General features: G+C 61.6%; 17 protein-coding genes. 7 read left to right on the top strand and 10 right to left on the bottom strand.

From position 1 onward, the window contains the following. The first annotated feature begins 13 nt into the window (after window positions 1–13). The 3 genes from B0W55_RS08240 (at window position 14) to B0W55_RS08250 (ending at window position 2909) form a co-directional block, all read left to right on the top strand. Entirely contained in the window at window positions 14–394 is a 381-nt protein-coding gene (locus tag B0W55_RS08240; RefSeq protein WP_256576240.1) for a hypothetical protein, read from the top strand. A 42-nt stretch (window positions 395–436) separates the two neighbouring features. Further along, on the top strand, window positions 437–1807 hold the full coding sequence (locus B0W55_RS08245) for a hypothetical protein (protein ID WP_256576241.1): 1371 nt from the start codon (window positions 437–439) through the stop codon (window positions 1805–1807). Between the two features lie 82 nt (window positions 1808–1889). Next, window positions 1890–2909 carry a quinone-dependent dihydroorotate dehydrogenase gene (locus B0W55_RS08250; protein ID WP_077045516.1) on the top strand — a complete coding sequence of 340 codons (1020 nt, stop codon included), beginning with the start codon at window positions 1890–1892 and terminating at the stop codon, window positions 2907–2909. A 168-nt stretch (window positions 2910–3077) separates the two neighbouring features. Here the strand turns inward: B0W55_RS08250 and rmf are convergent, their stop codons facing one another. Next, window positions 3078–3293 carry a ribosome modulation factor gene (rmf, locus tag B0W55_RS08255; RefSeq protein WP_003223300.1) on the bottom strand — a complete coding sequence of 72 codons (216 nt, stop codon included), beginning with the start codon at window positions 3291–3293 and terminating at the stop codon, window positions 3078–3080. A gap of 528 nt (window positions 3294–3821) precedes the next feature. Here rmf and rlmKL point away from each other — a divergent pair. Together rlmKL and B0W55_RS08270 are read left to right on the top strand one after the other, a co-directional pair. Next, complete coding sequence (rlmKL, locus tag B0W55_RS08265; RefSeq protein ID WP_077045517.1) at window positions 3822–6092, top strand: bifunctional 23S rRNA (guanine(2069)-N(7))-methyltransferase RlmK/23S rRNA (guanine(2445)-N(2))-methyltransferase RlmL; 2271 nt, start codon at window positions 3822–3824, stop codon at window positions 6090–6092. Between the two features lie 208 nt (window positions 6093–6300). Next, window positions 6301–8700 carry a diguanylate cyclase gene (locus tag B0W55_RS08270; RefSeq protein ID WP_077045518.1) on the top strand — a complete coding sequence of 800 codons (2400 nt, stop codon included), beginning with the start codon at window positions 6301–6303 and terminating at the stop codon, window positions 8698–8700. Window positions 8701–8825: 125 nt separating this feature from the next. Here B0W55_RS08270 and dacB read toward each other — a convergent pair whose 3' ends face one another. The 5 genes from dacB to B0W55_RS08300 all read right to left on the bottom strand — a co-directional run bounded on the left by dacB (window position 8826) and on the right by B0W55_RS08300 (window position 14903). Continuing rightward, window positions 8826–10286: a D-alanyl-D-alanine carboxypeptidase/D-alanyl-D-alanine-endopeptidase gene (gene dacB, locus B0W55_RS08275; protein WP_077045519.1), complete on the bottom strand. Its 1461-nt coding sequence runs from the start codon at window positions 10284–10286 to the stop codon at window positions 8826–8828. A gap of 173 nt (window positions 10287–10459) precedes the next feature. Beyond that, the gene (locus B0W55_RS08285) at window positions 10460–10804 is read right to left on the bottom strand and encodes a YggL family protein (RefSeq protein WP_007896965.1); all 345 of its coding nucleotides are present in this window, start codon (window positions 10802–10804) and stop codon (window positions 10460–10462) included. A gap of 110 nt (window positions 10805–10914) precedes the next feature. Continuing rightward, window positions 10915–12222 carry an amidohydrolase family protein gene (locus B0W55_RS08290; RefSeq protein WP_077045521.1) on the bottom strand — a complete coding sequence of 436 codons (1308 nt, stop codon included), beginning with the start codon at window positions 12220–12222 and terminating at the stop codon, window positions 10915–10917. Between the two features lie 38 nt (window positions 12223–12260). After that, window positions 12261–13649 carry an OprD family outer membrane porin gene (locus B0W55_RS08295; RefSeq protein ID WP_083743167.1) on the bottom strand — a complete coding sequence of 463 codons (1389 nt, stop codon included), beginning with the start codon at window positions 13647–13649 and terminating at the stop codon, window positions 12261–12263. A 63-nt stretch (window positions 13650–13712) separates the two neighbouring features. Next, the gene (locus B0W55_RS08300; RefSeq protein WP_077045523.1) at window positions 13713–14903 is read right to left on the bottom strand and encodes a benzoate/H(+) symporter BenE family transporter; all 1191 of its coding nucleotides are present in this window, start codon (window positions 14901–14903) and stop codon (window positions 13713–13715) included. Between the two features lie 355 nt (window positions 14904–15258). On the opposite strand from B0W55_RS08300, the gene B0W55_RS08305 reads away from it, so the two are divergent. Continuing rightward, on the top strand, window positions 15259–16023 hold the full coding sequence (locus B0W55_RS08305; RefSeq protein WP_077045524.1) for a GntR family transcriptional regulator: 765 nt from the start codon (window positions 15259–15261) through the stop codon (window positions 16021–16023). A gap of 164 nt (window positions 16024–16187) precedes the next feature. Here B0W55_RS08305 and guaD read toward each other — a convergent pair whose 3' ends face one another. The 4 genes from guaD to xdhA form a co-directional block, all read right to left on the bottom strand. Next, the gene (gene guaD / locus B0W55_RS08310; protein ID WP_077045525.1) at window positions 16188–17492 is read right to left on the bottom strand and encodes a guanine deaminase; all 1305 of its coding nucleotides are present in this window, start codon (window positions 17490–17492) and stop codon (window positions 16188–16190) included. A gap of 21 nt (window positions 17493–17513) precedes the next feature. Then, window positions 17514–18368 carry a xanthine dehydrogenase accessory protein XdhC gene (gene xdhC, locus B0W55_RS08315; RefSeq protein WP_077045526.1) on the bottom strand — a complete coding sequence of 285 codons (855 nt, stop codon included), beginning with the start codon at window positions 18366–18368 and terminating at the stop codon, window positions 17514–17516. A gap of 116 nt (window positions 18369–18484) precedes the next feature. Continuing rightward, window positions 18485–20884, bottom strand: coding sequence for a xanthine dehydrogenase molybdopterin binding subunit (xdhB, locus tag B0W55_RS08320; RefSeq protein WP_077045527.1), 2400 nt, complete (start codon window positions 20882–20884; stop codon window positions 18485–18487). Further along, a complete protein-coding gene (xdhA, locus tag B0W55_RS08325) occupies window positions 20877–22331 on the bottom strand; it encodes a xanthine dehydrogenase small subunit (protein ID WP_077045528.1) in 1455 nt (484 codons plus the stop codon). The genes xdhB and xdhA overlap by 8 nt, the downstream gene beginning before the upstream one ends. A gap of 267 nt (window positions 22332–22598) precedes the next feature. Between xdhA and B0W55_RS08330 the strand changes: the two genes are divergently transcribed. Then, entirely contained in the window at window positions 22599–23258 is a 660-nt protein-coding gene (locus B0W55_RS08330; RefSeq protein ID WP_077045536.1) for a GntR family transcriptional regulator, read from the top strand. Window positions 23259–23261: the final 3 nt, after the last annotated feature.

A 23261-nucleotide genomic window follows, 5' to 3' on the forward strand; every position in this document is an offset into this window, starting at 1 on the left:
CACAGGATCGGCCGTGCAAACACTGGAGTCGCGCCTGCTGGCCGCCAGCCAGACGCCGCCCGAGACCCGGCGGCCCGATCCAGCGTTCGAGCACCTGTATCAACAACTGCTGGCCATGGAAGGGCAGGGCGAGAAGGCCATCTACGCGTTTCTGCGCGCGCAGCGGGGAGCGGATGGACAATCTCCTGCCTACCCATCGGCCAAGGCATTGATGGCAGTGGCGATGCAGGTGTTGGTTCGCTTGAAAGACGAGAAGCTGGAAAAAAGCCTGATCTACAAGGAAGTCAGCGCTGCCAATACCCTGGCGTTCAGCGTGGACCTGTTCGTCACGCGCTTCATGGGCGAGGTGTTCCAGCCCATGGGCGATGATGCGTGGGAGAAGAGTGAGTGGTGAGCGGCGAACGGCAACACAACATTCTTAGCAAACAAGAGGGACATGACGATGGTTCAACCTATTGCAGGATCGCAAGCTTGGGTGGTTGCGTTGCCCGATGGCCTATCAACCGCGACACGGGCGACGGTTGATCCTTCGGGACTTGTTCCGTCGTCGGATTTTCAGGTGGCCAGTCTTGGCACCCCCAGGCAAGTGCAAGCGGGTATGCGTCGGATAGGCAATATCGCGCACACCTTGATCGGTGAGAGCTTCAGGCAATTAGGTGAAACGGACTTGCACGAGGCGCATCGAGCCCGTGCATTCATCGAGGACGGTCACCTGTCCGGTGAGCCTGGCCATGAGGAACTGTATGCGCGGGTGCGTGAGCTTAACGCGGTCGATAGCGAGCAAACCCGTGAAAGCCGGGTAAAGACCTTCCTCCAGGCAGGCATGGAGTGGCTCGAGCCGGCCAAGGGACCGGCACTCAATCTGCTCAATGTTGCCGGGCGCACGGGTGTGATCGTAATGCTGGCGGAGATGCTGCGCCAGGCGGCCACTTACCACATCGAGCGAGCCTTGGCTGAAGGCGATACGCCTGAAGCTGCCCGTGCCTGGGCGGTGGTCGCGATGACCCTGATCGGCCCGGCGTTGACCTTGGTGGGGGCTGCACGCAATAAATGTAATGGAACGGGGAGCCTGGCCTCCAACGTGGGGCGTGCCTGCATGGCCAGCATCACCCTGGGGGCGCTGATCGCAGCGCATCTCACCGACACGACGCGCAATGTATTGCCGGCAGTGGTCGGCGGGGCGATATACACCCTGGCCCGAGGCTTGGCCAACGCCTGCTTTCCCCTGCTGGACAACTCGGGAGGCGGCAATGTATCGACCGCCGCAGTGACGACGGGGGCCTATGGTGTGGCGCAATATGTGCTGAAGCACGTGGCGGACCTGACCCCGTTGAGCGGCGCCGCGCGTGCGGCTGCAGAACTCGGTCACAGCCTGGGCGCGGATGCGATCCAGGGCCTGTTGAATGGCTTTGGCATGGTGGTGGATGACATCATCTCCATTTTGTGCAAAAGCTGTCGGATGCTGGCGCCGTCACGCGGGCTGGACTCGGTTTTCTCCGACCCCGAATCCTTGGAGCACGTTGTGTTGAAGGTGCGTGCAGGGGTGCAACGGCCGACGGGTTCACAGTTGGCGGATGCCGCATTCAACATCGGAGCGATGCGGCTCTCGGCGGGGCATGCGATCGCATTGGTGCTGCACGCGGTCGCATCGTTGTTGAACGATTCCGAGGTTGAAGAGGGTTATCAGGCGCACATTCTCAACGGCTGCCTGGCGCTGATGGCGATGGCGATCTACCTGCCGCTGGTCTTTGGCAGTGGCAAACGCACCGACAATAGCTTTGAGCCACGTGAGACCCCGCTGCCTTGAGCAAAGGCAAAGAGGTCGCCTGTGTGGACCAAGCCCGGCTATAATCGCCGCCACTTTTCGCCGCCCTGAGTCAATCCCGCCCATGTACACCCTGGCCCGTCAGCTGTTGTTCAAACTTTCCCCGGAAACGTCCCACGATCTGTCCCTGGACTTGATCGGCGCAGGCGGGCGTCTGGGGCTTAACGGTTTGCTGTGCAAGGCGCCGGCCAAGATGCCGGTGACGGTCATGGGCCTGGACTTCCCGAACCCGGTGGGGCTGGCGGCCGGTCTGGACAAGAACGGCGCGGCCATCGATGGTTTTGCCCAGTTGGGGTTCGGCTTCGTCGAAATCGGCACCATCACCCCGCGCCCGCAGCCGGGCAATCCCAAGCCTCGGCTGTTCCGTTTGCCGGAAGCCGAAGGGATCATCAACCGCATGGGTTTCAACAACCTCGGTGTCGATCACTTGCTGGCCCGGGTCGCGGCCGCCAAGTACAAGGGTGTGCTGGGCATCAACATCGGCAAGAACTTCGACACCCCGGTCGAGCGCGCGGTGGACGATTACCTGATCTGCCTGGACAAGGTCTACGCCCATGCCAGCTATGTGACGGTCAACGTCAGCTCGCCGAACACCCCGGGCCTGCGCAGCCTGCAATTCGGTGATTCGCTCAAGCAACTGCTGGCCGACCTGGCCACGCGTCGCGCCGAACTGGCGCTGCGCCATGGCAAGCACGTGCCGCTGGCCATCAAGATCGCCCCGGACATGACCGACGAAGAAACCGCGCAAGTGGCGCAGGCGTTGATCGAAACCGGCATGGACGCGGTCATCGCCACCAACACCACCCTGAGCCGCGTGGGCGTCGAAGGCATGGAGCACGGTGACGAGGCGGGCGGTCTGTCCGGTGCGCCGGTTCGTGAAAAGAGCACTCACACCGTCAAGGTGCTGGCGGCGGAGCTGGGTGGCCGGTTGCCGATCATCGCGGCAGGCGGGATTACCGAAGGCAAGCACGCGGCGGAGAAAATCACCGCGGGTGCGAGCCTGGTGCAGATCTACTCGGGCTTCATCTATAAAGGCCCTGCGTTGATTCGTGAGTCGGTGGACGCGATCGCGGCGTTGCGCTAACGCGGCTGCGGCTGCGGCTGCGGCTAGATTGTGGGGTGAGCAGATTCTCCGGGCATAAAAAAGGGCTCCTCAAAAGGAGCCCCTGGGCCGGAGCCCGCCGCCCGGATGGGACGTGCGTGGTTAATTCAGTACACAATCAGATTGTAGTGTCGGAATGTTCGCCCTGTGTCAGCCGACAGCGTGAAGTTCGTTGAGTCTATGGATGCCCGCAGTGCCGGTCATACCGTCCCAGTTGTCGCCGCGTCCTTCTCGCCAGCCGTTGATCCAGGCTTGACGTACCGACGGTAGAGTAAATGGGCAAAGCTCGCGGGATTTGCCACCAACGCCATATTGATATCCGCGCAAAAATGCTCTTTCCAACGGATCACGCTTAAGTCTTCTCATAGGGTGTTGCCCTCACTTGTTGACTGTTTTCATCGCGTTGACCTCAATCGAGGTCTGGCAGAAAAATCCTGCCGTTGGGGCCCGCTGCCGGCGTGGCGAGCCAAGGTGTTGGCGTCATTGCGGCGCCAACCTGTTTTGATTTCTAACCAAAGCGTCACATCGAGGGAATGATCGTTTTGTCATAAGGACGTAACCATAAAGATGCTATGGCCATAAGTAACACGATGTCTGTCGCGTATTTATGGGGCAAACCCCTGTATGATCGGCCCCCCGCAGGATGAAGCGGTCAATCCTTTGCTGAGAATGCCTCGCGTTGCACCGCGGCATTATTCGACGAAGGGTCGACTTATGACATTTTGTTGCATCAACTTTTTTACCTGTCCTTGCATCTAAGCTCATTTAACCCGGGCAGCAGGGGTGGAACGGCACACCTTCGTGCCACGCGGGCGCTCTTCGAGAAAAGCGCCTGATTGAAAACCGGGCCGGCAATGCGTTGCCGGTCCACTCAGCTAAAGGCTACGTATCCTCATGTCCGATCGTTTCGAACTCTTCCTCACTTGCCCTAAAGGCCTTGAAGGCCTGCTCATCGAGGAAGCCGTCGGGCTTGGCCTTGAGGAAGCACGGGAGCACACCTCTGCCGTGCGCGGCATGGCCACCATGGAAACCGCTTATCGCCTGTGCCTGTGGTCGCGTCTGGCCAACCGGGTGCTGCTGGTGCTCAAGCGTTTCCCGATGAAAGATGCCGAAGACCTCTATCACGGCGTGCTCGACATCGACTGGCAAGACCACATGCTCAACGACGGCACCCTGGCCGTCGAATTCAGCGGTCATGGCTCGGGTATCGACAACACCCACTTCGGCGCGCTGAAGGTCAAGGACGCCATCGTCGACAAACTGCGCACCCCGCAGGGCGACCGTCCGTCCATCGACAAACTCAACCCGGACCTGCGCATTCACCTGCGCCTGGACCGTGGCGAAGCCATCCTCTCCCTCGATCTGTCCGGCCACAGCCTGCACCAGCGCGGCTATCGCTTGCAGCAGGGCGCGGCGCCGCTGAAGGAAAACCTCGCGGCGGCGATCCTGATCCGTTCCGGCTGGCCACGCATCGCGGCCGAAGGCGGCGCCTTGGCGGACCCGATGTGCGGTGTCGGTACCTTCCTGGTGGAAGCGGCGATGATCGCCGCCGATATCGCGCCGAACCTGCGTCGCGAACAGTGGGGCTTCACCGCCTGGCTCGGCCACGTCCCGGCGCTTTGGAAAAAGTTGCATGAAGAAGCCACCGAGCGTGCGGCGGCCGGCCTGGCCAAGCCACCGCTGTGGATTCGCGGTTACGAAGCCGATCCGCGCCTGATCCAGCCGGGCCGCAACAACGTCGAGCGTGCCGGCCTGAGCGAGTGGATCAAGATCTACCAGGGCGAAGTCGCGACCTTCGAGCCGCGTCCGGACCAGAACCAGAAGGGCCTGGTGATCTGCAACCCGCCCTACGGCGAGCGTCTGGGGGACGAAGCCAGCCTGCTTTATCTCTACCAGAACCTCGGCGAACGCCTGCGTCAGGCCTGCCTGAACTGGGAAGCCGCGGTGTTCACCGGCGCCCCGGACCTGGGCAAGCGCATGGGCATCCGCAGCCACAAGCAGTATTCATTCTGGAACGGCGCCTTGCCGTGCAAGCTGCTGCTGATCAAGGTCCTGCCGGATCAATTCGTCACTGGCGAGCGTCGCACCCCGGAGCAGCGTCAGGCCGAACGTGAACAGGCGGCCTACGATCAAGCGCCGAGCGAGCCGCAAGAGCGTCAGTACAACAAGAACGGCAACCCGATCAAACCGGCACCGGCCCCTGCGCCTGTGATCGAGCAACCGCGCCTGAGCGAAGGCGGGCAGATGTTTGCCAACCGCCTGCAAAAGAACCTCAAGGCCCTGGGCAAGTGGGTCAAGCGCGAAGGCATCGATTGCTACCGCGTCTACGATGCCGACATGCCGGAATACTCCATGGCCATCGACCTGTATCAGGATTGGGTCCACGTCCAGGAATACGCCGCACCGAAATCCATCGACCCGGAAAAAGCCTCGGCGCGCATGTTCGATGCCCTGGCCGCCATTCCCCAGGCGCTGAACATCGACAAGAGCCGCGTGGTGGTCAAGCGTCGCGAGCGTCAGAGCGGCACGAAGCAATACGAGCGTCAGGCGGCCCAGGGCAAGTTCGTTGAAGTGAACGAAGGCGGCGTGAAGCTGCTGGTCAACCTCACCGATTACCTCGACACCGGCCTGTTCCTCGACCACCGGCCGATGCGCATGCGCATTCAGAAAGAGGCCGCCGGCAAGCGCTTCCTCAATCTGTTCTGCTACACCGCGACCGCCAGCGTGCACGCGGCCAAGGGTGGTGCGCGCAGCACCACCAGCGTCGACCTGTCGAAAACTTACCTGGACTGGGCGCGGCGCAACCTGTCGCTGAACGGGTTCTCCGACAAGAACCGCCTGGAGCAAGGCGATGTGATGGCCTGGCTGGAAGCCAGCCGCGACGAGTACGACCTGATCTTCATCGACCCGCCGACCTTCTCCAACTCCAAGCGCATGGAAGGCATCTTCGATGTACAGCGTGACCAGGTGCAATTGATCGACCTGGCCATGGCGCGACTGGCGGCGGGCGGGGTGTTGTACTTCTCCAACAACTTCCGCAAGTTCGAACTGGAGCCCAACCTCAGCGAGCGCTATGCGGTCGAAGAGATCAGCGCCCAGACCATCGATCAGGATTTTGCCCGTAATCCCAAGATCCACCGCGCCTGGAAAATCACCGCCCGCTGACGGGTAATCCCCCTGTAGGAGCGAGCATGCTCGCGATGGTCGCCAACGATAACGCTTGCTCTCTGGATGCACGCGTTGTTCTGGAGTCCATCGCGAGCAAGCTCGCTCCTACAGGGAGCGTTCAGTGCTGGTCAAATTAGTGGCTAATAGCTATAACTCAATTCAGGGCCAAAGGGCTTTCCCGCACCTGGCGTTTTGAGTTGCGTTTATGTCGTTGCACGCCGTGCGCCCAAAAATCCTGGGTTTTATCAGCGAAGATGTCTCGGCCTGGCTGGTCGCGCTACTGGTATTGCTCCTCGGCGGGGTGCTCACCGGTTTGCTGGCCTGGTCGACGCTGAACCTGTTTCACCATCAATTGCGGCAACGTTTCCAACTGCTGGCCAGTGAACGCTACAGCCGCATCGAAGAACGCTTTGAAGATCAGGAACAGCGCCTCGATGGCCTGCGGCGCTTCTTTGCCAATTCCGATTCGGTGTCTCGGGAAGAATTCAACGGTTACACCCAACCTCTGTTGTACCGCACCCAGGCGTATTCGTTTGCCCAACGGATCCGTCGCGACGAACGCGCGGCGTTCGAGCAGCGAGTGCGGGATGAGGGCCTCAGTGATTTCACCGTGCGCGAGCTCAATGCCGAGGGCCAACTGCAGCTGGCCGCCGAACGCGATGAGTACGTGGTGGTGATCTACAGCCAGACCCAGAGCAAACTCGGCCCGGCGCTAGGCTACGATTTGCTGGCGCAACCTTTGCGCCGCGCCACGCTGGAGCGCGCGGACGAACACGGACGCATGGCGGTCTCGCAGCCGATGCATCTGGTCAACATCGAGCCGGAATATGCCCGGGGTGTGCTGCTGGTCGCTCCCGTCACCTTGCGCGACGATCCCCGCGCCGCAGGCAGCAAGCCGTTCGGTTATGTCATGGCGGTGATCAGCATGCGTCAGCTGCTGGCCGACGATTTGCCGGAGGCGGGGCGCGATTACCTGTCGGTGCGCATCCTCGATTTATCCACAGACGAACAGCACGAAGTGCTCTTCGAGTCGCCCAACACACCGGCCCCCAGTGATTTGTCCTGGAGCCGGCTGTTGCGCCTGGCCGATCACGACTATCAAGTCGATATCCAGCCCAGCGAGGCGTTTCTTCAGGCCAACCATTCTTCAGTCACCGCCATGATGGTCCTCGGCGGATTGCTCAGTGTGTTGCTCAGCGCATTGCTTTATGTCCTTGTCAGCCAGCGCCAGCGTGCACTGAAAATGGTCGAGCAGCGGACCGAGGAGTTGCGTGCCCGGGAACAGGAGTTGCGCGGTACCCACGGTCAATTGCGCGGTGTGCTCAATGCCGCGACCCAGGTGGCGATCATCGCCACCGATCTGCGCGGGGTGATCAGCACCTTCAACGCCGGCGCCGAGCAAATGCTCGGCTACACCGCCGCCGAAGTGGTGGGCCACATGACTCTGGAAAACCTGCACCTGCCCCGGGAGCTCGCCGCCCGTTCCACCGAGTTGAGTACGCTGTTCGGCAAGCCGGTGCCGACATGCCAGGCGATGCTGGTCGAGGCCAGCGCCGACGGCCGCAACGAGGCGCGGGAGTGGACCCTGGTGCGCGGCGACGGCAGCCACCTGATCGTCAACATGCTGGCCACGCCGGTGCTCGACGAACAGGGGTTGTGGGTCGGGCACCTGGCGGTGTGCATCGACATCACCGAACGCAAGCGCGTGCATGAAGCGCTGGCGGCGCGGGACGTATTGCTGAAGAAGCTCAGCGCCCATGTGCCTGGCGGGATTTACCAGTTCAAGATGGAGTTCGACGGGCGCTTCAGTGTGATCTACGCCAGCGATGGCATTCGCGAAATCTACGAGCTCGAGCCGGACGTGCTGTTGCTCAATGCCGAAGCGATCTTCACCCGGATTCATCCTCAGGACACCACCCGGGTTCGCGCATCCATCCGCGCTTCTGCCGATACCGTCAGCCCCTGGCGCGAGGAGTACCGCGTGCAACTGCCCCAGCGCGGCCTGCGCTGGGTTCGCGGCGAGGCGACGCCGGAGGAGCTGCCTGGCGGCGGGGTGCTGTGGCATGGCTATATCTCGGACGTGACCGACATGAAGCGCGTGGAAGAAGAACTGCGCGCGCTGTCGATCACCGATTCCCTGACCGGCATCCACAACCGGCGTTATTTTCAGGAACGGCTGACCATCGAGATGGCGAGGGTGGAGCGCGGCGGCGGTGAGCTGTCGGTGATCATGCTCGACATCGACCACTTCAAGCGCATCAATGACCAGTATGGCCACGCCGTCGGCGACCGGGTGTTGCAGGCGGTGTGCGAGCGTATCGGCCATCGGCTGCGGCGCACTGACGTGTTCTGCCGCCTGGGGGGCGAGGAGTTCATGGTGTTGTGCCCGGACATCGACGGTAAACAGGCCCATGCCCTGGCACTGGAGTTGTGGCAAAGCCTGCGCAGTGCGCCGATCGACGAAGTCGGGGTGGTCACCGCGAGTTTCGGTATAGCCAGTTGGCGGGTCGGCGAGGGCGCAGATGCGTTGCTGCTGCGGGCGGATTCGGGGGTGTATGTGGCGAAACAGGAAGGCAGGGATCGGGTGCAGGAGGAGATGAATTGATTCTTGCCGTACGCAATCCCCGTGGGAACGGGCCTGGTCGCGAAAGCGGTGTGTCAGCCGACATCCTTGTTGTCTGACAGTGCGCTTTCGCGAGCAAGCGTGCTCCCACAGGGGGCCGCGGTGTTTTACAGGACCGAAGCGGTCTGCGGCAGTTTCGGCTGGCGGTACAGGTCCAGCAGCACCTGATCGAGCACCGACGAGGCGCCGAACGGGGCCTTGTCGTTGAGGATCGCCACCACGGCCCAGGTATTGCCGTTGACGTCGCGGCTGAAACCGGCGATGGCGCGCACGGTGTTCAGGGTACCGGTCTTGACGTGGGCTTCGCCGCGCATCGCGGTGGTCTTCAGGCGCTTGCGCATGGTGCCGTCGGTGCCGGCAATCGGCATCGAGCTGATGTATTCGGCGGCGTAGGGGCTGTGCCACGCGGCTTGCAGCATCGAGGCCATTTCCCGGGCGCTGACCCGTTCGGCACGGGACAGGCCGGAGCCGTTTTCCATCACCAGGTGCGGCGCAGTGATGCCTTTCTTGGCCAGCCACTGACGGACCACACGCTGGGCAGCCTTGGCGTCATCGGCGTCGGCGTCGGTGCGGAATCTCTGCCCCAGGCTCAGGAACAGTTGCTGGGCCATGGTGTTGTTACTGTATTTGTTGATGTCGCGGATGATTTCCGCCAGGTCCGGCGAGAACGCCCGGGCCAGTACCTTGGCATCTTTGGGCGTTGGCGCCAGCACGTCCTTGCCCTGGATGCTGCCACCCAGTTCCTTCCAGATCGCGCGCACGGCACCGGCGGTGTAGGTCGCGTGGTCGAGCAGCGACAGGTAAGTCTGCGAACTGCAGCCATCGCCCAACTGACCGCCGACGGTCACCGTCACGCTGCCATCGGCCTGCGGCACCGGGTTGTAGCGCACGCCACCGGTGCATTGCTTGGAGTTGACGGCCTTGACCTGGTTCTCGATGCGGATGCTGGCGATCGGTGGCTCCACGGAGATCAGCACGCGACCGCCGTCGTTGCGGGCCACGAAGCGCAGGGCCTTGAGGTTGACCAGCAGGGCATCGGGCTTGACCAGGAACGGTTTGTTCTCGTCGTTGCCGTCGTCGTTGAACTCGGGCAGTTGCGGTTGCACGAAGAAATTCTTGTCCAGCACCAGGTCGCCGGTGACCTGGGTCACGCCGTTGGCGCGCAGGTCGCGCATCAACAGCCAGAGTTTTTCCATGTTCAGCTTCGGATCGCCGCCGCCCTTGAGGTAGAGGTTGCCGTTGAGGATCCCGCCGCTGAGGGTGCCATCGGTGTAGAACTCGGTTTTCCACTGATGATTCGGGCCGAGCATTTCCAGGGCCGCGTAGGTGGTGACCAGTTTCATGGTCGAAGCCGGGTTGACCGAAACGTCGGCGTTGAAAATGGTCGGGGTACCGGGGCCGGTCAGCGGGATCATGACCAGCGACAGGGCGTTGTCCTGCAGCTTGCTGGCCTTGAGGGCTTTTTCGACGTTGGGTGATAACGCGGTGTTGATCGGTTCAGCGCAAACGGGGAGGGCCAGTGGGAGAAGGAGGCCGGCCAGCAGCAGTGGACGCAACGATTTGATCATGGACATAAAACCCTACAGCCGAGGGGGAAAAGACGAGGGCATGAAAATGAAAGCCCTCAGCGAACATAAAAGTGTCCGCATTATGCCCCAAGGTGCGATGGCTGTGGCGAGGGGATTAGACAGAGTGGGGCACAAACAAAAAGGGCCATCACGATGGATGGCCCTTTTGAACATCAAGCTACCGGATTGATCGGCTTTTCCGGGTACCAGACGTCGATCAGCGGGCTGACGGTTGCTTCGGTCAGTTCGCTGCGGCCCTTGAGCCAGGCTTCAACGGCGGCACGCTGCTCTTCGGAAACCGAGCCGCGCTTCTGCAGGCAAACCAGACCGAAGTCGTCGCCGCCGACATAGCCCAGACCGTTGGCTTCCATGGCTTCTTTGAGGAACGCGTCGAGGAATGCGTCGATCGCCTCGTCAGCCAGGTCTTCCTTGAAGTCCAGGTTCAATTCGAAACCCAATTCCTGGAACTCGTCTACACAGAGCTTTTTGCGCAGACGCTGGGAGCGGTTAGTGGCCATGAAACAATCCTCAAAAGTAATAACGCCGCGCATCTTACCAGCTAAGCGTCATGACTGCCGGGCGAGTTTTTCAATTCCTGCCTCGCCCGGACCGCCGGTTTTACTTCCTTTTACAGGCCGGGCAAAACGTCAGGCGGCACGATCGCACCGCCTTTCATGACCACAGGCAGTTTTTCGAGAACAGTGATATCGGCAATCGGATCGCCATCCACAGCGATCATGTCGGCAAAGCGACCGGTGCTGACCGCGCCGACATCCTGCTGCCAGTTGAGCAGGTCGGCGGCGACCACGGTGGCCGACTGGATGGCCTGCATCGGCGTCATGCCGTATTTCACCATGTAGGCGAACTGCTTGGCGTTGGTGCCGATCGGATACACCCCGGCATCGGTGCCATAGGCGATTTTCACCCCGGCCTTGACCGCCTTGCGGAACGCCTGGCGCTGCACGTCGGTGGTTTCGGCGTTTTTGCGCAGGTAGCTTTCCGGCCAGGCTTCCATGTGGCCGACCTCATCGATGTAGTCGCCGTTATAGATGTCCATCACCAGGTAGGTGCCGTTGTCCTTGGCCATCTTGATGCCCTCGTCATCGAGCAGGGACGCATGCTCGACGGATTTCACCCCGGCACGGATCGCCGCCTTGATCCCTTCCGCGCCATGGGCGTGGACCGTGGCGTAGCTTTTGTGCACCTTGGCTTCCTGCACCACGGCGCGCATGTCTTCTTCGGTCATTTCCATCTGGCCTGGCTCGGTGCCTTCGGCCAGCACCGAACCGGTGCCCATCATCTTGATGGTGTCCACGCCGTGCTGGAACAGGTAACGGGTCTTCTGTTTTGCCTCGTTGGCATCACGATAGACGCCGACCCGCATGTCCGCCGGGATCTCCACCCCCGGCGCAAAACCGGTCACTTCGCCACCGCCGCCCGGCACGGTGATGTAGGCGCCGACCACGTTCATCCGTGGGCCCAGCACACGGTTGGCGTTGATCGCATCGCGCAGCGCGACGTCGGTGAAGGCGCGGTAGGTGCCCAGGTCGTGTACGGTGGTGAAACCTGCGCGCAGGGTCTGGTAGGCATGTTTGGCCCCCATCAGCGCGACGTCTTGCGGGGAGTGCAGCAGCGGTTCGGCGACGTTGTTGGTCATGTCCCAGTCGGAGATGTGCGTGTGCATGTCGATCAACCCCGGCAACACGGTCTTGGTCGACCAGTCGATCACCGTGCTGTTGGCCGGCGGCGCGCTCCAGGGTTCGACGGTGACGATGCGTTCGTCCTCGATCTTGATGCGCTGATCGTTGAGCACCTTGCCTTTTTCCACATCCACCAGTTTGCCGGCATGGACGTACACAGTGTCTGCGTAGGCGGACATCGCCATCGAGGAGAGTGTGACAGCCAGGGCAATACACTTGATCTTGAAGTTCTTCATGGGCAATTCCTTGTTTTTATTGTGCTAAGACAGGCTCATCAAAAGAGATCGAACGGGTATTCGGTGATGACCCGAAGTTGCTTCACGCTGTCGCCGGTAAAGGCAAAATCGGCATAGCGGACCCGCACCGAGAGGTTTTTCAGGGGGCCGGTTTCGACCACGGTCTTGAGATCGATATCGCGCTCGATCTGCTTGTCGGAATGCGCGTAGTAGGCGTACAGGCCGTCCGGATCGACTTTCTCGTCATCGATATCGAAGCCGTAGACGTAACGAAAGCTGAGGGTCGTGTGCAAATAACCGGTGCTGCCGAAGTCATAGGCATAACCCAGGCCGATCGACTGTTCACCCGGGCCGTTGAAGTCGCCGTATTGCGAAGAGTTGGCCAGGTAGATGGAGTCCATGTAGGTCCCGTCCGAAGACATCAAGTAGTCGAACGGCGTACGGCCGTGCACTTTCTGATAGGACAGGGTGAACGTCTGCGAGCCGATGGCGTAAGCGCTGGAAAGCGACCAGGCGGTGTTGTTTATATCGCCGGCATTGGCCTTGCCTTCATCGAGGGTGCGGTAGAGGTTGAAGTCGAAACTCAGTGACTGTTCCTCATCCAGGGCCAGGCTGTAGTTGCCATTGAGGTAGTACTGGCGCCACAGGTCTTCGGCGCGGGAGGCATAAAAGCCGACACTGCCGGCATCGACCGGCGTATAGGTCAACCCGGCGTAGTCCACATCGCCGGCGTCCACCCCGGCATATCCAGCCTTGAAGCCTTCGTCGTGATTGGTGGTGGTGTAGCCGCGGGACGAATAGAAGTGGCCGATATCGATGCTGACTTTGTCGATATCCTCGCTCAGCAATTGAAAGCCACGGGTGGTCATCGGCATCAATCGCAAGTCGGGCGTGGCGAACACGGGGTTATACGGGCGCAGGTCGCCAAACTTCAGGACCGTGTTCGACCACTTCATCTTCACCGCGCCATTGAGTGTCGATGATTCTGATCGTTCCCCATCGCCTTCGGCAGGAAACATGCCCGTACCGACAGTGCCGCGCCCACCATCGAGCTTGTAGGCGGTATAGGCACTGGCCTCGATACCGAAACCGATTTCACCCTGGGTGAACCCGGACTGATAGTCCATCAAAAAGCCCTGGCCCCAGCCAATGGCATCGGGGTAGTGGGACAGGGAATTGCGATTGAAGTACATGTTGCGCGCGAGGATTTTTGCGCTACCACCTTCTATAAATCCTTCGGGGGCTTCATCTGCGTGCGCATGCAGTGAACTTGCGGACATCGAAAATACAAACAGTCCCAACAGTGGACGATTCTTCATGTGAGGCCTCAGGGCATTGATTCTTATAGTTTTACGGGAACGCCTGTGCGCCCAAAGAATGTGCCCCGACCGTTGGAAATTACAGTGATGTATCTGCATTAATCCCATGTGTGCAGCGCATAAAAAAACGGCGACCCGTGGGTCGCCGTCATGCCTGTTTTTGCTGGATCCTCAGGCTTTGCGCCAATTCAGGATCATCAGGGTGACCACCCCCGCCACGATTCCCCAGAATGCCGAACCGATGGAAAACAGCGTCAGCCCCGAGGCCGTGACCATGAAGGTGATCAGCGCCGCTTCACGCTCCTTCGCTTCGCTCATGGCAATGCTCAGGCCGTTGATGATCGAGCCGAACAGCGCCAGCGCGGCAATCGACAGCACCAGTTCTTTTGGCAGCGCGGCAAACAGCGCCGCCAGCGTCGCGCCGAACACCCCGGCGATGCCGTAGAAAATCCCGCACCAGACGGCTGCCGTGTAGCGTTTGTTGCGATCCTCGTGGGCATGGGGCCCGGTGCAGATCGCCGCGCTGATGGCGGCCAGGTTGATCCCGTGGGAGCCGAACGGCGCCAGCAGCAGCGAAGCGATGCCGGTGGTGGTGATCAGCGGCGAGGCCGGCACGTTGTAGCCGTCGGCGCGCAGCACGGCGATGCCCGGCATGTTCTGCGAGGTCATTGCCACCACGAACAACGGGATGCCGATGCTGATGGTGGCGGCCAGGGAGAAGTGCGGGGTGGTCCAGACCGGCGTGGCCACTTCCAGATGAAAACCGCCGAAGTCCAGCAGCCCCATGAACCCCGACAGCGCCGTGCCGATCAACAGGGCGGCCAGCACCGCATAGCGCGGCGACAGGCGCTTGACCACCAGGTAGGTGAAGAACATGCCCAGTACAAGGGCGGTGCGATGCTGGGCGGCGACGAAGATTTCGCTGCCGATCTTGAACAGGATGCCCGCCAACAGTGCGGCCGCCAGGGAAGCAGGGATCTTTTTCACCAGGCGTTCGAAGCTGCCGGTCAGCCCGCAGATCGTCACCAGCACCGCGCAGGTGATATAGGCGCCGATGGCTTCGCCGTAACTCACGCCACCCAGGCTGGTGATCAACAACGCCGCACCCGGGGTCGACCAGGCGATGGTGATGGGCGTGCGATAGCGCAACGACAGGCCGATCGAACACACCGCCATGCCGATGGAGATCGCCCAGATCCACGACGAAATCTGCCCGCTGGTCAGGCCCGCCGCTTGCCCGGCCTGGAACATCAGGACCAGGGAGCTGGTGTAGCCGGTCATCATGGCGATGAAGCCGGCGACGATGGCCGAAGGCGAGGTGTCGGCCCATGGACGGAGCTGCGTGTGGGTGGCGTCGTTCATGACGATGGTGTTCCTTGGTTCTGAAAAAGGTGTCCGAATCGACGCATTCCCCTGTGGGAGCGGGCTTGCTCGCGAAGGCGGTGTTTCAGTAAAGGCCGATGTCGATTGACGCACCGCCTTCGCGAGCAAGCCCGCTCCAACAGGGAATGTTCTGTCTGCGGATTCCTGGTTAAAGCCTAAACTCAAAGCTGAGCGATTGTTGCCATACAGCGGAAGTGACAAACAGCCGTACAGTCGTGTTGACACTAACCATTGTGTACAATCGCAGTGTTTTTTACGCGATACTTGCCAGCGACCCACTGTGCCGTATTACAGTCACGGTCAATTCGCCGCAGTTCTCCCGACTCGAGTGCCCATGAACGAACAGTTGCAGCCCCTCAAGAAACAACCGCGAGCAGGCAAAGCCGGCCGCAGCGGTACCCAGGACGATATTGTCTACGCGCATATCTTCGAGGCCATCCTCGAACAGCGTCTGGCGCCCGGCACCAAGTTGAGCGAAGAAGCGCTGGGGGAGATTTTCGGGGTCAGCCGCACCATCATTCGCCGTGCGCTGTCGCGCCTGGCCCATGAAGGCGTGGTGCTGCTGCGGCCCAACCGCGGCGCGGTGGTTGCCAGCCCGAGCGTCGAAGAGGCGCGCCAGGTGTTCATGGCCCGGCGGCTGGTGGAGCGGGCGATCACGGAGCTGGCCGTGCAGCACGCCACCGCCGAGCAGATCGCCGAGTTGCGCCAGATGGTCAACGACGAACGCGACAGCTTCTCCCGGGGCGACCGTGGTGCCGGTATCCGTCTGTCGGGCGAATTCCACCTCAAGCTGGCGGAAGCGGCGAAGAATGCACCGCTGATCAGCTTCCAGCGCAGCCTGGTGTCGCAGACCTCGCTGATCATCGCCCAGTACGAAAGCGGCAACCGCTCGCATTGCTCCTATGACGAGCACACCCAGCTGATCGACGCGATCGAAGCGCGCAACGGTGAGCTGGCGGTGGATTTGATGATGCATCACATGGACCACATCGACAGCAAGCTCAACCTCGACGAGGAAAGTGCGTCGGATGATTTGCATGCGGTGTTCTCGCATCTGTTGCAGACCAAGAAGCCGGGGCGTTCGAGCGCCAAGCTGTAGATCAAACCGAGTCGCTCCCTTCGCGAGCAAGCCCGCTCCCACATTGGATGTGTATTCGACACCAATCCAATGTGGGAGCGGGCTTGCTCGCGAAGGCGACAGAGCAGACAACAAAAATCCCCCGGGCGGCAACGCTGCGGGGGATTTTTTATGCTCGGAAAACCTTAACGCTGATGCACCAGGTTCCCCGCCGCATAGGTCTGCAGCACCGTCCGGTCATCCCCCAGCGTCATCAACACGAACAACGTCTCGGCAATGTTGTTGGCCTGCTTCAAGCGGTAACCCAGCAGCGGCGTGGCGTTGTAGTCCAGCACCAGGAAGTCGGCGTCGGTGCCCGGTTGCAGGTTGCCGATCTTGTCTTCCAGGCGCAGCGCACGGGCGCCGCCCAGAGTGGCCAGGTACAGCGACTTGAATGGGCTCAGGCGCGCGCCTTGCAATTGCATGACCTTGTACGCCTCGTTCAGCGTTTGCAGCAGCGAGAAACTGGTGCCACCGCCGACGTCCGTACCCAAGCCCACATTCAGCTTGTGCTTTTCGGCCATCGGCAGGTTGAACAGGCCGCTGCCGAGGAAGAAGTTCGAGGTCGGGCAGAAGGCGATCGCCGAACCGGTCTCTGCCAGGCGCGCGCACTCGTCGTCGCACAGGTGCACGCCGTGGGCGAACACCGAGCGCTCGCCCAGCAGTTGATAGTGGTCGTAGACGTCCAGGTAACCCTTGCGCTCCGGGAACAGCGCCTTGACCCACTCGACTTCCTTGAGGTTTTCGCTGATGTGGGTCTGCATGTACAGATCCGGGTATTCACTGAGCAACTGCCCGGCCAGGGTCAGTTGTTCCGGGGTGCTGGTGGGGGCGAAGCGCGGGGTGACTGCATAGTGCAGGCGGCCCTTGCCGTGCCAGCGCTCGATCAGCGCCTTGCTTTCGACGTAGCTGGATTCGGCGGTGTCGGTCAGGTAGTCCGGGGCGTTGCGGTCCATCATCACCTTGCCGGCGATCATCCGCAGGTCCAGTTGCTCGGCGGCCTCGAAGAACGAGTTCACCGACTGCGGGTGCACGCTGCCGAACACCAGGGCGGTGGTGGTGCCGTTGCGCAGCAGTTCCTTGATGAAAATGTCCGCCACTTCGTCGGCATGGGCCTTGTCGGCGAACTGGCTCTCGCACGGGAAGGTGTAGGTGTTGAGCCAGTCCAGCAGTTGCTCGCCGTAGGCGCCGACCATGCCGGTCTGCGGCAGGTGGATGTGGGTGTCGATGAAGCCCGGGGTGATCAACGCGTCCTGATAATGGGTGATCTCGATATCGGCCGGCAGGGTCGGCAGCAGTTCACTGGCGTGGCCGAGGGCGCTGATCTTGCCGTTGTCGACCACCAGCAGACCGTCCTCGAAATACTCATAGGAGGCTTCGATCCCCACTTCGGCGGGGTCGGCGATGCTGTGCAGGATGGCGGCGCGGTAGGCTTTGCGAGTCAGAGGCATGGGGGTTCTCTAGTTAAAAAGTCAGTTCGACGCTTTCAAGGCGGTTTGGCTGCGACGCGAAACAGGCAGCAGTTTGGCAATCGGTTCGGCACTGGAGGTTTGCTGGCCGAAATTGGCGTTATAGGTGGCGATGATTTCACCGGCGATGGAGATGGCGATTTCCACCGGCAACTTTCCTTTGACTTCGCCGATGCCCATGGGGCAGCGCATGCGTTGCACCACGCTGGCGTCGAAACCGCGATCGCGCAGGCGGTGTTCGAACTTCACGCGCTTGGTTTTCGAGCCGATCAGGCCGAAGTAGGCAAAATCGTTGCGCTTGAGGATCGCGGCGGTGAGTTCCAGGTCCAGTTGATGGTTATGGGTCATGACGATGCAGTAGCTGCCGGCGGGCAGGTCGTCGATTTCATCCACCGGTTCTTCGCTGACGATCTTGCGTACGCCGTGGGGGATCTGTTCAGGGAACTCGTCCTCCCGCGAGTCGATCCAGCGCACCCGGCAGGGCAGGCTGGCCAGCAGCGGCACCAGTGCGCGGCCGACATGGCCGGCGCCGAACACGGCGATCTGCGCCTGGACCTGGCCCATCGGTTCGAACAGCAACACTGTCGCACCGCCGCAGCACTGGCCCAGGCTGGCGCCGAGGCTGAAGCGCTCCAGATGGGTGTCCTGCTTGCCGCTGGCGAGCATGTCCCGGGCGATCTGCATGGCCTTGTATTCCAGATGCCCGCCACCGATGGTGTCGAAGGTCTGTTTGGCGCTGATTACCATCTTCGAACCGGCATTGCGCGGGGTCGAGCCGAGCTCTTCGATGATGGTCACCAACACGCAGGGTTCGCTGCGGTTTTGCAGGTCGGCGAGGGCGTCGATCCAGTTGTACATGTTCACCTCGACATCTTTGTTGTCTGTTCGGGCCTCTTCGCGAGCAAGCCCGCTCCCACAGGGTATTGCATTGCAAATGTGGGAGCGGGCTTGCTCGCGAAGGCCGCGCCTCGGTTTCAGAGCGGAGCCAACTCGGTCTCAGGCTCAACTGCCTTGGCGACCTTCAACTGACGCATCTGCTCACACCCCCACAACACCCGCTCCGGGGTCGCCGGTGCGTCGATTTTCGGCTGATGCCGGTAATCACCCAGGCTGGCCACGGCGTCCTTGATCGCGCACCACGCGGCGATGCCGAGCATGAACGGGGGTTCGCCCACGGCCTTGGAGTGGAATACCGTGTCTTCCGGGTTCTTGCGGTTTTCCACCAGCTTCACCCGCAGGTCCAACGGCATGTCCGCCACGGCCGGGATCTTGTAGCTGGCGGGGCCGTTGGTCATCAGCTTGCCCTTGTTGTTCCACACCAGTTCTTCCATGGTCAGCCAGCCCATGCCCTGGATGAACCCGCCCTCGACCTGGCCGATGTCGATGGCCGGGTTCAGCGAGGCGCCGACGTCGTGCAGGATGTCGGTGCGCAGCATTTTGTATTCGCCGGTCAGGGTGTCGACCAGCACTTCGCAGCACGCCGCGCCAAAGGCGAAGTAATAGAACGGACGGCCACGGGCCTGGCTGCGGTCGTAGTAGATTTTCGGGGTTTTGTAGAAGCCTGTGCTCGACAGCGACACCTGAGCGAAATACGCCTGCTGGATCAGCGCTTCGAAGGTCAGGATGTGATCGCGAACCCGCACGTGGCCGTTGTGGAATTCCACGTCTTCTTCGCTGACCTTGTACTGGCGCGCTGCAAACTCCACCAACCGCTGCTTGATGGTTTCGGCGGCGTTCTGTGCGGCCTTGCCGTTGAGGTCGGCACCACTGGAGGCTGCGGTAGGTGAAGTGTTGGGCACTTTGTCGGTGTTGGTCGCAGTGATCTGCACACGGTCCATTTCCACCTGAAACACTTCGGCCACCACCTGCGCGACCTTGGTGTTCAGGCCCTGGCCCATTTCGGTGCCGCCATGGTTCAAGTGGATGCTGCCGTCGGTGTACACGTGCACGAGAGCACCGGCCTGGTTGAGGAAGCTGGCGGTGAAGGAAATGCCGAATTTCACCGGGGTCAGCGCCAGGCCCTTTTTGAGGATCGGGCTGTTGGCGTTGTAGCGGCGGATCGCTTCGCGGCGCTCGGCGTACTGGCTGCTTTCTTCCAGTTCCGCGGTCATTTCCTCGAGCATGTTGTGCTCGACGGTCTGGTAGTAGTGGGTGACGTTGCGCTCGGTCTTGCCGTAGTAGTTGGCCTTGCGCACCGCCAGCGGGTCGAGGGCCAGATGGCGGGCGATGGCGTCCATCACCTCTTCGATGGCGACCATGCCCTGCGGGCCGCCGAAGCCGCGATAAGCCGTGTTGGACGCGGTGTTGGTCTTGCAGCGGTGACCGTTGATGGTCGCGTCGCCCAGGTAGTAGGAGTTGTCCGAGTGAAACATCGCCCGGTCGACGATGGACGCCGACAGGTCCGGCGAGCAGCCGCAGTTGCCGGCCAGTTCCAGGGCAATGCCGTGCAGGCGACCAGTGCTGTCGAAGCCGACGTCGTACTCGACATAGAACGGGTGACGCTTGCCGGTCATCAGCATGTCTTCGACCCGCGGCAGGCGCATCTTGGTCGGTTGGCCGGTCAGGTGCGCGATCACCGCGCACAGGCAGGCCGGGCTCGCCGCCTGGGTTTCCTTGCCACCGAAACCACCGCCCATGCGGCGCATGTCGACGACGATCTTGTTCATCGACACGTCCAGCACTTCGGCCACCAGTTTCTGCACTTCGGTGGGGTTCTGCGTGGAGCAGTAGACGATCATGCCGCCATCTTCGGTGGGCATGACCGATGAGATCTGGGTTTCCAGATAGAAGTGTTCCTGGCCGCCGATGTGCAGCGTGCCCTGGATGCGGTGTTCGGCAGTGGCCAGTGCCCCGGCCGAATCGCCGCGCTGGTGGGTATGGCTGTCGAGTACGAAATGGCGTTTGCGCAACGCTTCGACCACGTCCAGCACCGGCTCCAGATCTTCGTATTCGATGATCGCGGCCATCGCGGCCTTGCGAGCGGTTTCCAGGTCTTTTGCAGCGACCGCCACCACCGGTTGACCGACGAATTGCACGGTGTCGATCGCCAACAGCGGATCGCCGGGCAACAACGGCCCGATGTCCTTCAGGCCCGGCACGTCTTCGTGGGTGATGGCGATGCGCACACCTTCGAAGGCATAGCACGGCGAGGTATCGATGCGGATGATTCTGGCGTGGGCGCGGTCCGACAGGCGTGCGTACACGTGCAACTGATTGGGGAATTCCAGGCGATCGTCGATGTACTGCGCTTCACCGGACACATGCTTGGCGGCGCTGTCGTGCTTGACGCTGCGGCCGACACCGGTGGTCAGGTCCTTGGCGAACAGTTCAGCCAGTTCGGCCTGGGTCTTCTCTACGGCGTGATGATTAGACATAAGCGGTCACCCGGGTCTCGATGTGCGGCGTTTGCAGTTCGATGAAGTATTTGCGCAGCAGGTTCTGCGCGCTGAGCAGGCGGTATTCCTTGCTGGCGCGGAAGTCCGACAGCGGCGTGAAGTCTTCGGCCAGGGCGGCGCAGGCGCGCTCCAGCGTCGCCGTGTTGAACGGCGCATGGCGCAGCACGGTTTCGCAGGCGTTGGCCCGTTTCGGGATCGCCGCCATGCCGCCGAAGGCTACGCGGGCGTCAGCGATCACGCCGTTTTCCAAGCGGATGTTGAAGGCCGCGCAGACGGCGGAGATGTCATCGTCAAGACGCTTGGAGACTTTGTAGGCACGGAACAATTGTTCGGCACTGGCGCGGGGCACGATGATCTTCTCGATGAACTCGCTTTCCTGGCGCGCGGTGACGCGGTAATCGATGAAATAGTCTTCCAGGGCCAGGGTGCGGCGGGTCTCGCCCTTGCACAGGACGATCTGCGCGCCCAGGGCGATCAGCAGCGGTGGCGAATCACCGATCGGCGAGGCGTTGCCGATGTTGCCGCCCAGGGTGCCCTGGTTGCGGATCTGCAGGGAGGCGAAGCGCTGCAGCAGTTCGCCGAAGTCCGGGTACTCAGCCTTCAGGGCCTCGTAGCAATCGGAGAGGGCGGTGGCAGCGCCGATTTCCAGGCGATCGTCAAAGTGCTCGATGCGCTTCATTTCGGCGACGTTGCCGACGTAGATCATCACCGGCAGGGTGCGATGGAACTGCGTCACTTCAAGCGCCAGGTCGGTGCCGCCGGCCAGCAGGCGCGCTTGCGGATAGGCGTCATACAGATCGGCCAGGTCGGCCACGGTCAACGGCACCAGGCAGCGTTTGTCGCCGCTGTTGAGTTCGCCGATATCGGTGGGAGCGATGGCCTTGAGGCGGGCGATGGTCTCGGTTTCCCGGGCATCGAATTGGTCCGGTTTTTTGCCGCAGCACGACTGCTCGGCGGCTTGGAGGATCGGCCGGTAGCCGGTGCAGCGGCACAGGTTGCCGGCCAGGGCTTCGTGGGCCTTGTGGTGATCCGGCGCGTCGCTGTTCTTTTGCAGGGCGAACAGCGACATCACGAAACCCGGGGTGCAGAAGCCGCACTGCGAGCCGTGGCACTCGACCATGGCCTTTTGCACGCTGTGCAGTTCGCCCTGGTGCTTGAGGTCTTCGACGCTGATCAGTTGCTTGCCGTGCAGGGACGACACGAACGTCAGGCAGGAATTGAGGCTGCGGTAGCGAATGTGTTCGCGGCCGGCGGCATCGGTCTGCAATTCGCCGACCACCACGGTGCACGCACCGCAGTCGCCGCTGGCGCAGCCTTCTTTGGTTCCGGGTTTGCCCACATGGTCGCGCAGATAATTGAGCACGGTCAGGTTCGGGTCCAGGGCGTGCTCGCTACGGAGTTCCTGGTTTAGTAAAAACTGGATCACGGAAGGCCTCGCAGACTCATTATTGTTGTTAACCGATGTGACCGAATTTAGCAGGTCTGACTTTTCGGTCAATGATTTTCTGACTTAAAGGTCAGGAAAAACCACTTTGTCGATCAACGACTCGTTTCCTACAGTATTGACCCGCATGGGTTAGCCTGCTTTTTGCTTGAATCGTGCCAAAAACCACCGGGCAGGCACTCCGCCATGAGGTATCAATTGCGCTACACTGCGCCGCCTGTGCAGATCGAAGAGTTTGAAGGGACAACCATGACGTTCAAGGCGCCGGACAGCCTCGCCGAGCAAATCGCTCACCACCTCGCCGAACGCATCATTCGCGGCGAAATGAAGCCCGGGGAGCGCATCCAGGAGCTGAAGGTCACGCAGGCGCTCGACGTCAGCCGCGGTTCGGTCCGTGAGGCCTTGCTGATCCTCGAACGCCGTCACCTGATCGCCATCCTGCCGCGCCGTGGCGCCCACGTGACCGAACTCACCGCGCACAAGGTGCAGAGCCTGTGCACGCTGATGGGCGAGATGTACATCCTGCTGGCCAACGCCGTGGCCACGGGCTGGAAGGTCAAGACGGACCTGGCGCCGTTCGTGCAGATCCAGCAGCGCCTGACCGCCAGCTATGAGCGCCAGGATATCCACACCTTCGTCGACGACAGTTTCAACGTGATGCGCGCCACCTATCCGTTCGCCGACAATCCGTACCTGCAGGAAACCGTCGAGAACCTGCAACCGGCCATGAGCCGTGCGTATTTCCTGGCACTGGATCAACGCAAGGCGTCGATGAGCGAATACCTGGAGCTGTTCGAACGCCTGCTTGCCGCCGTCATCGCCCGTGACTTTCCACAGATCCGCGAAGTGCTGACGGCCTATGGCCAGCGCAGCTGCGATCTGGTGATCTCCGCCCTGACGGACGCTTAACGG

The sequence above is a fragment of the Pseudomonas sp. KK4 genome (genome assembly GCF_001984065.1).
Taxonomy (GTDB): domain Bacteria; phylum Pseudomonadota; class Gammaproteobacteria; order Pseudomonadales; family Pseudomonadaceae; genus Aquipseudomonas.

Excerpts from the sequence above, each read along its gene's own strand:
- B0W55_RS08245 (WP_256576241.1), top strand. The coding sequence starts at position 437 with ATGACGATGGTTCAACCTATTGCAGGATCGCAAGCTTGGGTGGTTGCG.
- B0W55_RS08250 (WP_077045516.1), top strand. The coding sequence starts at position 1,890 with ATGTACACCCTGGCCCGTCAGCTGTTGTTCAAACTTTCCCCGGAAACG.
- rmf (WP_003223300.1), bottom strand. The coding sequence starts at position 3,293 with ATGAGAAGACTTAAGCGTGATCCGTTGGAAAGAGCATTTTTGCGCGGA.
- rlmKL (WP_077045517.1), top strand. The coding sequence starts at position 3,822 with ATGTCCGATCGTTTCGAACTCTTCCTCACTTGCCCTAAAGGCCTTGAA.
- B0W55_RS08270 (WP_077045518.1), top strand. The coding sequence starts at position 6,301 with ATGTCGTTGCACGCCGTGCGCCCAAAAATCCTGGGTTTTATCAGCGAA.
- dacB (WP_077045519.1), bottom strand. The coding sequence starts at position 10,286 with ATGATCAAATCGTTGCGTCCACTGCTGCTGGCCGGCCTCCTTCTCCCA.
- B0W55_RS08285 (WP_007896965.1), bottom strand. The coding sequence starts at position 10,804 with ATGGCCACTAACCGCTCCCAGCGTCTGCGCAAAAAGCTCTGTGTAGAC.
- B0W55_RS08290 (WP_077045521.1), bottom strand. The coding sequence starts at position 12,222 with ATGAAGAACTTCAAGATCAAGTGTATTGCCCTGGCTGTCACACTCTCC.
- B0W55_RS08295 (WP_083743167.1), bottom strand. The coding sequence starts at position 13,649 with ATGGGATTAATGCAGATACATCACTGTAATTTCCAACGGTCGGGGCAC.
- B0W55_RS08300 (WP_077045523.1), bottom strand. The coding sequence starts at position 14,903 with ATGAACGACGCCACCCACACGCAGCTCCGTCCATGGGCCGACACCTCG.
- B0W55_RS08305 (WP_077045524.1), top strand. The coding sequence starts at position 15,259 with ATGAACGAACAGTTGCAGCCCCTCAAGAAACAACCGCGAGCAGGCAAA.
- guaD (WP_077045525.1), bottom strand. The coding sequence starts at position 17,492 with ATGCCTCTGACTCGCAAAGCCTACCGCGCCGCCATCCTGCACAGCATC.
- xdhC (WP_077045526.1), bottom strand. The coding sequence starts at position 18,368 with ATGTACAACTGGATCGACGCCCTCGCCGACCTGCAAAACCGCAGCGAA.
- xdhB (WP_077045527.1), bottom strand. The coding sequence starts at position 20,884 with ATGTCTAATCATCACGCCGTAGAGAAGACCCAGGCCGAACTGGCTGAA.
- B0W55_RS08330 (WP_077045536.1), top strand. The coding sequence starts at position 22,599 with ATGACGTTCAAGGCGCCGGACAGCCTCGCCGAGCAAATCGCTCACCAC.